Origin of the sequence: Pseudocolwellia sp. AS88 (genome assembly GCF_030551755.1) — a bacterium.
In the GTDB taxonomy this organism is placed as follows: domain Bacteria; phylum Pseudomonadota; class Gammaproteobacteria; order Enterobacterales; family Alteromonadaceae; genus Pseudocolwellia.
The window spans coordinates 207255-214872 of the sequence record NZ_JAUPEC010000004.1 but is presented as its reverse complement, the minus strand read 5'-3'; the positions used below and the strand labels follow the sequence as shown (position 1 = coordinate 214872).

Below are 7618 nucleotides of genomic sequence, written 5' to 3'. Positions count from 1 at the left end.
TTAATGAACCGCCCTGTGCGGAGCCGCATGCAGGGTGGTGTGGGGGCTGGAGGTTAGATACCTCCGGCTACCCGATTTATATTTAAATTACACTAAACACTCGTTCTTTGTTTTTAGGGTAAATAACCGTAAACTCCTCACTAGTGAAGTCTCGATACGCTGCAATAAATTTAAGTATTGTGAGTTCATCAATTGCTTTTTTACAAGTGGCTAAAGCAGATTGGGGATTGTTTGTGTTAATAAAAATATTCATTTCACCAGAACCAAAATCATGTCCATCTACTTCATGGGCTGAACCAAGTTTTAACTCAAGTTTATCTTCCAATGCAATTAACCAATCAAAGTCATCAAAGTTTGATGTGTCAAATTGGATTACTAGTTGAAATTTCAAACCCTAACCTCTGATTAAATATAACAGTTTATTATGAGGATACAATCCGCCTTTCTACAAAGGCCAAAAATCCCCTTTAATTTATAATTAATATCGACATTACGCGATTGTTACCTTTAGATCAATGACTTAAAAATAGAGCATTAAATGGTTGTGTGTGAAAGGAGGATATAATTTCGCATATTTGTAGAAAGAAGGATTAAACACCAACTGGATATAAAACCAGTTTAAATGTACATTTTATTGATAGAACTTGAATATAAAATCAAAGTTGAGTAAATGATTTAAAGTTAATACTATTAAGTTTTTAAGCATTTAAAGACCACTTAATGAGAGTGTTTCTGGTTTACTTTACCGTTATAATCATGCTCTCAACCGTATGGAAGGAAAAATCGAAGAATTTACTAAAAACCATGATGTTTAGTATCAATTGTTTTATATTGAGGACATTAGGAAACAAAAATATGGTGGGCTGAATTATGATTGATGACATAGATATAATGGCACTCAGTGAAGAAGTTGAACGTGATAGTCAATCAGGAAAACTAAAACATGAATTATTGGTTCAAGGTAATACCCTATATGGTATAAACAAAGCCTATCCTGACTATATTGAACGTATTACGCCAGATGGACACAGAACACTCGGTCACCTAAAGAATGGTGAGTTTGAGGTTGAATTATAGCCTACTAGAATTGGACGCTTAGTAAACCGCGTGTACGACTACTAATTCAAAATAAGGCTTAATTTCAATACAGGTGAAAAACAACCAAAAGTAAACCTAATAAAGGTAATAACTCTACAGGAGTCCCATCACGTTAATCATCTCAAATTATTGTAAAAGTAACTATTATTACACCAGCACACAGATAGTGTGCGAACAGCACAGTTGTTTATGAGTTTTCACACAGCTTAGTATCTAAGTGAACATAAATGTGCTTGATTTTGAGGACGGATTTAGGTCACCAGTTTGCATATAGTTAACATTATGAGGGCAAGTCCACTGACGGCAATGACCTTAAATCTGACTTATAAGCGAGCAGCACTTTAGCATTATTGTTTATATTAAAATTCAAGTTGTAGGTATTAGCTTGCACTAATAATTTGTTTGGATATGATGAAAGAATAAGTATTTGGGGGCTTTGAATTTTCTTGCTTTTTGTGAAGTTTTTTATAATTTTCTCACGACTTTTGACGTAAAAATTTCAATTGATTTACCACAATTTAGCTACAGCCCAGAAAACCTTGTTTAAGAATTCTCATCATTTATGAAGATCCACAGAGGGATTGTTATTAATAATATTTCAGGAGAGAGGAGGATTTGCATATTAGCTATCTTTTCTATTTGAAAATAAAAATTCTCGGGTATTAGTGCTTAAAATAAAACACATAGTTAATAGAGCGAGTAATAAAGCTGATAATGAAAAAATAAATTGTGTGTCATTATTTGTAAGCGCTCCTAACCCACCACTAATAATTAAGCCTAAAGGTAGCAAGGCACTAGATGCTGTCATTAATAAACCCATAACTCTGCCTCTAATCTCTGACGGAGAAGATGTCTGAAATAGTGTCATACTTTGTAAATTAAACATACCTAGACAAAAACCCACGATACTTAAATAAATTAGTGAACTGATATTTTCAAAACTTTGGCCCAATAAAAGCAAGAATAAAGAAAGAATGAGTATCGAAGAAAACATAATGATTGCTCGCTGATTTCCAGAGGGTTTTAGCATTGCAGAAACCCAAAAACCCAACAAACTCCCTAATCCCATCCCAGCAAGTAAAAAGCCATACCACTGAACCGGGCTTGATAATTGTTCCGCAACATAAAATGGGAGCAATAACATAAAGGGTGCAATAAAAAAGTTAATTGAAGAGGCAAAGAGCATTGTTTGAAACATGCCTTTCTTATTTTTTACATAATAGAAACCTTCAAGTAAATCAGTTTTATAGCTTGTAATCGTAAGTTTGAAACTTAAGTGTTCATCATTTTTAGGTTTTGTTTCTACCTTGATGAAACACTCACTGATTGCAGAGAATATATATGATAATGCATCGAGTAAAAGTAGGACAGGAGCACCTAAGATTCTATAAAGAATACCGCCTAATGCTTGACCTAATATTGTCGCACACTGAGTAGATGTACTAAAAAAGGCTATTGTTTTGGGGAGTTGTTGATTTGAAACAATATCAGGTATCCAAGCATCAATAGCCGGTTGGAATAATGCACGACAAACACCATTTATTAATGCTGTTATAGCAAAAAGGATAATGACAACGGTTTTGTCTGTGACTCCATAAATAAGAGATAATGCTAATGATAGAACAACTATACCTCTAATAATATCTGCAAAAACAATAATCTTTTTTCTTGAAACCTTATCAGCTAACACACCCGATATTGCTCCTAAAACTATACTCGGCAATATCGAGATAGTTAAAATGATACTCATTAAAATTGATGAGCCAATGTTTTCCATAAGCCAAAACATCATGGCGATTGAGAACGCTTGTGTTCCTAATTGACTTATTAACTGACCTTGCCATAACAAGAATATATTTTTATTCATTTTCCCTCAAAATCACACATGTTTATGTTGAAAGGAGTGTGATTCAGAATATTAAATAGTAATGTTTTTTCTTTTGCTATCACAATCTAAGTCCTTTTAATTGTTATAATATTTCTCTTTATGCCATACCTAACTTCAAGAAGGAATGTTTTTATTCTGACATTTTCCGAATATACAAATTATTATGATTGATTCGCAAATAAAACCGATTTAAACAATCAGTTACACTTTAGAAACCCTCCTAAAAAGCTCTTAACCCAACCTTAACCTTATCCTTGTTATACTCGTTTTATATTCAGTAGTCTTTTTTAAAACTTAAGGTCTTTTTATGTTGCTAGCTAAATCATTTAAATACAGCTTATACATTTTACTTCCGTTCATCTTAGCTGCTTGTGGCGGACAAGCTGAGCAAGAAATGAAGGCACCTAGTGCTATTCATGTTGATACGCTAACTATATCTCCTGTTTCTATCCGGTTATCTAAGGAACTGCCGGGACGTATTGCTGCCTTTAAAAAAGCTGAAGTAAGGCCGCAAGTCTCAGGAATTCTAAAAAGCCGATTGTACAAAGAAGGTAAAATGGTTGAAGCTGGCGATGTGCTTTATGAGATTGATCCAACAACTTATCAGTCAGCTGTTAATAGTGCAAAAGCGCAATTGGCAAAAGCTTTAGCGAATGAAGCGACGACTAAAAGAAGTGCGCTTCGTTACAAAGAGTTATTACAGCAAAACCTTGCGAGTAAGTTACTTTATGATGAGGCTGAGTCTGTATACGAACAAGCCAAAGCCGAAGTTGCAATCAGACAAGCTGAGTTAGATAACGCCAATGTTCAATTATCGTATACGAAAGTTAAAGCACCAATTTCAGGACAAATAGGCATTTCTTCTGTTTCTGAAGGTTCGTTATTAACTGCTGAGCAGTCATCTTATTTAACCACAATCATCCAAACAAATGATGTGTATGTTGATATGCAACAGCCTTCGGTATCTCTTTATAAAATAAGACAAAGCTTCCAACATTTAAGAGGTTCTGATTCATTTCTTATTCCTGTGTCTATAACTTTAGAAGATGGTACTCCTTATGAATTAACAGGGCATTTAGAGTTTGCAGACACTCAAGTAACAGGTTCTACAGGAACAGTAACTCTTAGAGCGATTATCCCTAATCCCAATAATACGTTGTTAGCTGGAATGTATGTACGAGCTCATATTTCTATGCCTGAAGAACGTGATTATCTTGTTGTACCGCAATCAGCCGTAGTAAGAAGCCAATCTGGACAACCTTCATTGTTTGTTGTGAATGAAGAAAACAAAACAGTTAAAAAAGAAGTGGTATTAGGTAAAGAAGTGGGTAACGGCTGGATTGTTGAGAAGGGTATTAATGCGGGTGATAAGGTTGTGATAAGTAACTTAATCAGAGTGAGAAACAATCTAGAGGTAATTATTGATACCGACACTGATACTAACAGTATAAGCCAAAAAGATTTATCTCAGTCGGTAGAGCAGGGGTAATTTATGTCTAACTTCTTTATTCAAAGACCCATCTTTGCATGGGTACTAGCTATAGTTATCATGCTAACTGGTGTGTTTTCTATTGTTACTTTACCTATATCGCAATACCCAACAATAGCGCCACCTGCGATTAAGATCTCTGCGTCGTACCCTGGTGCTTCAGCAAAAACAATTGAAGACAGTGTAACGCAAGTTATTGAACAAAGTATGACGGGTATAGATAACTTACTTTATATGTCGTCAACCAGTGATTCGTCAGGTAGTGCGTCTATTACGTTAACCTTTAGTGCAGACACTGATCCTGATATTGCACAAGTACAAGTTCAAAATAACCTACAACAAGCTACTAACCGTTTACCTGGTGTGGTGCAAAGCTTAGGTACATCAGTAACTAAAAGTAGTTCAGGCTTTATGTCGGTTACTATTTTGTACTCGCCTGAAGGCACTATGACGACGGCTGATATTCAAGATTATGCTAACTCTAGTCTTAAAGATGTGATTAGCCGAGTTAATGGTGTAGGTAGCGTAACGATTTTCGGGCCTTCTTATGCGATGCGTATTTGGTTAGATCCAGCTAAACTTAATAGCTACAACTTAACACCCGTTGATATTTCTGCGGCGGTATCTGAGCAAAATAGTCAAGTAACTGTTGGCCAGTTAGGTGGAACACCAGCGACAGACACTCAGTTAATTAATGCAACAATTACCGCTCAAAGTTTGTTAACAAGCGTTGATGAATTTAAAAACATTTTGGTCAAAGTGAATGAAGATGGTTCGCAGGTTTTACTTGAAGATGTTGCTCGTGTTGAATTAGCTAGCGAAAGCTCAAGTGTGATTCCTGAGTTTAATGGCTATGGCGCGTCAGGTATTGCTGTAACACTTGCTTCGGGTGCAAACTCTCTAGATACACAGATCGCAGTAGACGAAAAGCTTGCACAATTGTCTGAAGGTTTTCCTGAGGGTTTAACTTTAGCTAAAGCTGTTGATAATAACGAATTTATTCGTTTATCAATTAGTGAAGTTATTACCACGCTTTTGGAAGCTATAGTGTTAGTTTTTATTGTTATGTTATTGTTCTTACAAAACTTCCGCGCTACTTTAATTCCTACTATTGCTGTACCTGTTGTTTTGTTAGGTACCTTCGCCATTATGTCGGTATTCGGTTTTTCTATAAACACATTAACCATGTTTGGTATGGTACTCGCGATCGGTTTATTAGTTGATGACGCCATTGTTGTTGTAGAAAACGTTGAGCGAATAATGCATGAAGAAAAGCTCTCGCCACTTGATGCTACGATCAAATCTATGGGACAAATTACCAGTGCTTTAGTGGGTATTACTATGGTATTGGCGGTTGTATTTATTCCTATGGCATTTATGACAGGCTCTACAGGGGTTATTTATAAACAGTTTTCATTAACTATTGTTTCAGCCATGGTGTTGTCAGTCTTAGTGGCGTTAATACTGACACCGGTATTATGTGCCACGCTATTAAAGCCTACTCACGATAAACCTAAAAACAAATTCTTTACGACTTTTAATAAACTATTCGACAAATTATTAGCTAATTATAAAGGCTCTGTAGGCGGAGTATTACTTCGTCCTGTTCGTTTTGTTTTAATTTATGTTGTGTTATTTGGTGGTGCTGCTTATTTGTATAATGCGATCCCTAGCTCATTCTTACCGAGTGAAGATCAAGGTGATTTCATGGTTATGGCGCAGCTACCAACAGGTACAACATTAAGAGAAACCAATGAGGTAATGTCAGAAATTAGAGAATACTTTGAAGAAAACGAAGCTGACACAGTAGAACGAGTATTTACTGTTGCAGGTTTTAACTTCTCAGGTAGAGGTCAAAATGCAGGTATGGCATTTGTAGGTCTTAAAGATTGGGATGATAGAACAGCACCAGGTACTGATGTTAACTCAGTAACTCAAAGGGCTATGCAACATTTTTCAACTTACAAAAAAGCATCAGTTTTTGCTTTCAACAGTCCGCCTATTCGAGAATTAGGACAAGCCTCTGGTTTTGATTTTTATCTGCAAGATATTGGTAATGTAGGGCATGAACGTTTAATAGAGTTACGTAATCAACTATTAAAGCAAATTAGACAAAGCCCAATATTACAGAATGTAAGAGCAAATGGCTTGGAAGATAACGCCCAGTTTTTCCTTGATATTGATTATGAAAAAGCCAAAGTACTCGGTATTGAAATTTCAGACATCAATAGTTCGTTATCTATTGCTTGGGCTTCATCTTACGTAAATGATTTTATCGACAGAGGTCGCTCTAAGAAAGTATATATTCAAGCGGATGCGCAATACCGTATGACGCCTGAAGATTTAGAGCTTTGGTTTGTACGAAACAACAAAGATGAGATGGTACCTTTATCTGCATTTACTTCATCACATTGGGGTAAAGGCTCTCCACAACTTATGCGTTACAACGGTAACTCAGCTGTAGAACTTTTAGGTGAAGCTGCGTCTGGTTACAGTACGGGTGATGCAATGGCTGAGATTGATAGATTAGCTGCTGAATTATCTCATGATGTGCAAGTGAGCTGGACAGGTATGTCATACCAAGAGCTTGAAGCCGGTAACCAAGCACCTATTCTATATGCGATATCGTTACTTATGGTGTTCTTATGTTTAGCTGCGCTTTATGAAAGTTGGAGCATTCCAATTGCGATTATTTTAGTGGTTCCACTTGGCGTATTAGGTGCTTTAGCGGCTATTAGTTTGAGAGGCTTTGAAAACGATGTGTATTTCCAAGTAGGGGTTTTAACCACCATCGGACTTACCGCTAAAAATGCAATATTAATTGTTGAGTTTGCCAAAGCGTTATACGACCAAGGTACTAATATGATTGATGCTACTGTCAAAGCTTGTGAAATGCGTTTACGCCCAATTATTATGACGTCGTTAGCTTTTATATTAGGTGTACTGCCGTTAGTAATAAGTACGGGTGCTGGCGCTAATGCTCGAAATGCTATTGGTACGTCAGTAATGGGTGGTATGTTGGCAGCGACAGTATTAGTGGTTTACTTTGCTCCATTGTTTTTTGTTTTAATTATTAAGCTTTTTAGAACTAAAAAGGCAAATGTTGAGGCTTAGCTAAATAGCCAAAACCTAAATTAAAGACA

General features: G+C 36.1%; 5 protein-coding genes. 3 read left to right on the top strand and 2 right to left on the bottom strand.

All coding sequences use genetic code 11. From position 1 onward, the window contains the following. Positions 1-82 precede the first annotated feature (82 nt). Complete coding sequence (locus Q5N69_RS04970) at positions 83-391, bottom strand: hypothetical protein (protein ID WP_304367751.1); 309 nt, start codon at positions 389-391, stop codon at positions 83-85. A 479-nt stretch (positions 392-870) separates the two neighbouring features. On the opposite strand from Q5N69_RS04970, the gene Q5N69_RS04965 reads away from it, so the two are divergent. Continuing rightward, positions 871-1077, top strand: coding sequence for a hypothetical protein (locus Q5N69_RS04965; RefSeq protein ID WP_304367750.1), 207 nt, complete (start codon positions 871-873; stop codon positions 1075-1077). Between the two features lie 643 nt (positions 1078-1720). On the opposite strand, the gene Q5N69_RS04960 is transcribed toward Q5N69_RS04965, so the two are convergent. Next, positions 1721-2965 carry an MFS transporter gene (locus Q5N69_RS04960; RefSeq protein WP_304367749.1) on the bottom strand — a complete coding sequence of 415 codons (1245 nt, stop codon included), beginning with the start codon at positions 2963-2965 and terminating at the stop codon, positions 1721-1723. Between the two features lie 328 nt (positions 2966-3293). On the opposite strand from Q5N69_RS04960, the gene Q5N69_RS04955 reads away from it, so the two are divergent. Together Q5N69_RS04955 and Q5N69_RS04950 are read left to right on the top strand one after the other, a co-directional pair. Beyond that, on the top strand, positions 3294-4475 hold the full coding sequence (locus tag Q5N69_RS04955) for an efflux RND transporter periplasmic adaptor subunit (protein WP_304367748.1): 1182 nt from the start codon (positions 3294-3296) through the stop codon (positions 4473-4475). Between the two features lie 3 nt (positions 4476-4478). Then, complete coding sequence (locus Q5N69_RS04950) at positions 4479-7589, top strand: efflux RND transporter permease subunit (RefSeq protein ID WP_304367747.1); 3111 nt, start codon at positions 4479-4481, stop codon at positions 7587-7589. The last annotated feature ends 29 nt before the right edge of the window (positions 7590-7618 follow it).

Excerpts from the sequence above, each read along its gene's own strand:
- Q5N69_RS04960 (WP_304367749.1), bottom strand. The coding sequence starts at position 2,965 with ATGAATAAAAATATATTCTTGTTATGGCAAGGTCAGTTAATAAGTCAA.
- Q5N69_RS04950 (WP_304367747.1), top strand. The coding sequence starts at position 4,479 with ATGTCTAACTTCTTTATTCAAAGACCCATCTTTGCATGGGTACTAGCT.
- Q5N69_RS04965 (WP_304367750.1), top strand. The coding sequence starts at position 871 with ATGATTGATGACATAGATATAATGGCACTCAGTGAAGAAGTTGAACGT.
- Q5N69_RS04955 (WP_304367748.1), top strand. The coding sequence starts at position 3,294 with ATGTTGCTAGCTAAATCATTTAAATACAGCTTATACATTTTACTTCCG.